Consider the following 2,826-nt stretch of genomic DNA (forward strand, 5'->3'; position numbering starts at 1 on the left):
GTGCGGGCCGGGGAAGCGGCCGGCGTCCGCCGGGGCGGGCGAGAGGTGGGCGGGGTGGTCGTGGTGCATGGCGGTGTCCTTGCTGTGCGAAGGGGATACGGGGCCGGGCTCAGGGCTGCGGGGCCGTGCGCCGGGCGATGAGGTGGAGGCGGTCGCCGGTCGCGGTGCCGGTGGGCGTCGCGCCTTCGCGCCAGGCGGGTTCGGTGCGCGGGCCGGGCCCGTCGTGCAGGGCCGCCACCGTGAAGCCGGCGGCGGTGACGGCGCGGCGCAGGGCGGCGGGCGGCAGCAGGCGCCAGGCGGAGCGCTGTTCGACCGGGGGCGATCCGTCGTCCGCGGTCCAGGTGCGGGCGCGGTGCAGGAGGCGCGCGGTGGGGTCCACACGGAGCCGGGTGACGGAGCGGTGGGTGACGCCCTCGTGGGTGAAGGTGTGGACGGCGGGCGCGCCGAGGGTGTCGGCCCGGTCGAGGAAGTAGGCGCCGTTGCGCATCTCCGCGACGAGCAGGCCGCCGGGGGCCAGGGCCCGGTGGCAGGAGGCGAGGAAGCCGGTGAGTTCGGCGTCCGTGCGGCAGTAGAGCAGGGCGCTGTCCAGGCAGACGACGGCGTCGAAGCATCCCTCGCCCAGGTCGAAGCGGCGCAGGTCGGCGCGGAGGTAGCGGGGGCCCGGGTGGTGCCGGGCGGCGTACCGGAGCATCGCGTCGGAGAGGTCGGCGCCGGTCACCGTACGGCCGGCCGCGTGCAGGTGGGCGGCGTCGCGGCCGGTGCCGCAGCCGAGGTCCAGGACGCGGGCGCCGCTTCCGTGGGCGCGCAGGCATGCCTCGGTCCAGCGTCCGGCGAGCCGTTCGGTGTCGGGGAAGCGTGCCTCGTACAGGGCGGGGTTGTCGGTGAGCAGGTTCCGGTCCTTCATCACGGCCTCCTCAGGCGCGGGCCGGCGCGGGGGCCGGCCGGGCGGGCAGCGCACCGCTGCGGTGCAGTCGGGTGACGGCGGCGGCCGAGGCGAGTCCGAGCCCCAGGCAGCACGCCCAGGGCAGCCACTGGGCGCCGGTGCGCGCTCCGGTGTCCATCGCCCAGCCGACGGCGGCGTTGCCCAGGGCGGCCGCGATGCCGGAGACGACGTAGAAGACGCCGAAGTAGGTGCCGGTGAGCCCGGGCCGGCCGAAGGCGGGGACCAGTTCCATCACGAAGGGCTGGGCGGCCATGAGACCGGTCTGCAGCAGCAGGGCGCCGGCCAGCACCGGCAGCAGGGCCCAGACCGTGCCCGGCAGGCCGGCCGGTTCCGGCGCCCGGCCGGACGTGAGGAGCATGGGCGGGACGAAGGCGGCGGCCATGAGCGCGAGGCCGGCGCCGATCCAGCCGGCCCGGTTGCCGCGCCGTTGCAGGGCCCGGGTGAGGCGCAGCTGGAGTCCGAGCCCGGCGAGGGTCGCCACGACGAGGACCGCACCGGCCGCACCGTCCCAGCCGGTGGCGCGGCGGGCGCCCTCGGGGAGCAGCAGGTAGAGCTGGCTCTCCAGCGTGACCATGGCCACCATGGCCAGGGCGAACGCCATGAAGCCCCGGTTGCCGACAACTTCGCGCCAGTCGGCGAGGACGCTCGTCCGGGCGGGGGCGACGGCTGCGGGCGGGAGTACGAGGGCCTGGGCGACGGTGAGGAGCGCGAAGAGTCCGGCGGCGGTCAGGGCCGCCGCCCGGAAGTCGACGAGGAGCAGCGCGCTGCCGATGAGGGGGCCGATGAGGGCCCCGGTGGTCGCGAACACGTTGAACAGGGCGAATGCCTCCGCCCCGCGTTCGCCCGCCTCCTGTGCGAGGTAGGCGCGGACGGCCGGGTTGAACAGCGCCCCGGCGAGTCCGCTGAGCACCGACGCGGCCAGGAGCACCGCCGTGCCGTCGCCGAGCGCGAACAGGGCGAAGCCGACGGTCCGCAGGGCGCAGCCGGTGATGATCACGCCGCGTGCGCCGAGGCGGTCGGAGGCCGAGCCGCCGATGAGGAAGAGGCCCTGCTGGCTGAGGTTGCGTACGCCGAGCACGGTGCCGACGGCCGCGGCGGACATGCCGAGGTCGCGGCTGAGGTGGACGGCGAGGTAGGGGATGAGCAGGTAGAAGCCCGTGTTCACGCCGAGTTGGTTGACCAGCAGGAGGCGGACGGCGGGGCTGAAGCCGCATATCCGGCGCCAGGTCGTCATGGCCGCTCCCGCGCGGGGTCGTGGGGCGGATTCGGGCGGACGCCGAGGCCGGGCCGCGCCCCGGTGCGTACGGTGCCGTCGGCGCCGCCGATTCCGGTCCACGGGTCGTGGGCGAGGAGGAGGTGCCCGTCGAGGTCGGTCCAGCGGGCGCGGCCGGCGAGGTGGACGGCGGGGGCGATGCCGAGCGAGCTGGCGGTGAGGCAGCCCAGCATGAGGTCGGTGCCGCTTCCGGCGATCAGTGCGGCGATGCGCAGGGCGGCGCGGGGGCCGCCGCACTTGGCGAGTTTGACGTTGATGCCGTGGACGCGGCCGGCGAGGCGCTCGGCGTCGTGGAGGGACACGGCGTCCTCGTCCGCGACGACCGGGAGCGGGGAGTGCGCGGCGAGGCGGGCCAGCGCTTCGGGGTCGCCGGGCGGGACGGGCTGTTCGACGGCCTCGACGCCGAGTTCGGCGAAGCGGCCGAGGAGCCGGGGCGCGGCGGACGGGCTCCAGCCGCCGTTCGGGTCGAGGAGCAGGCGGGCGGCGGGGGCGGCGGCGCGTACGGCGCGGACCCGGGCGAGGTCGTCCTCGGGGTCGGCCGCGCCGGCCTTGAGCTTGAGGACGGTGAAGCCGCGCTCCGCGAGGCGGGTGGCGAGGGCGGCGGCGTGCG

Annotated in this window: 3 protein-coding genes; all 3 read right to left on the bottom strand. The window is 76.8% G+C overall.

Annotation, left to right across the window (positions count from 1 at the left end):
• Positions 1-109: 109 nt before the first annotated feature.
• Positions 110-904, bottom strand: coding sequence for a bifunctional 2-polyprenyl-6-hydroxyphenol methylase/3-demethylubiquinol 3-O-methyltransferase UbiG (locus MHW47_RS34175; RefSeq protein ID WP_239227730.1), 795 nt, complete (start codon positions 902-904; stop codon positions 110-112).
• Positions 905-914: 10 nt separating this feature from the next.
• Complete coding sequence (locus MHW47_RS34180; protein WP_239227731.1) at positions 915-2,177, bottom strand: MFS transporter; 1,263 nt, start codon at positions 2,175-2,177, stop codon at positions 915-917.
• Positions 2,174-2,826 (bottom strand): enolase C-terminal domain-like protein (locus MHW47_RS34185; protein WP_275449949.1); only part of this gene is annotated, 653 nt, incomplete at its 5' end. The genes MHW47_RS34185 and MHW47_RS34180, both read right to left, overlap by 4 nt.

It is taken from the genome of Streptomyces sp. OfavH-34-F, assembly GCF_022347745.1.
Lineage (GTDB): Bacteria > Actinomycetota > Actinomycetes > Streptomycetales > Streptomycetaceae > Streptomyces.

What these genes read in the sequence shown, in the direction of transcription:
- MHW47_RS34180 (WP_239227731.1), bottom strand. Translation starts at nt 2,177, where the DNA reads ATGACGACCTGGCGCCGGATATGCGGCTTCAGCCCCGCCGTCCGCCTC.
- MHW47_RS34175 (WP_239227730.1), bottom strand. Translation starts at nt 904, where the DNA reads ATGAAGGACCGGAACCTGCTCACCGACAACCCCGCCCTGTACGAGGCA.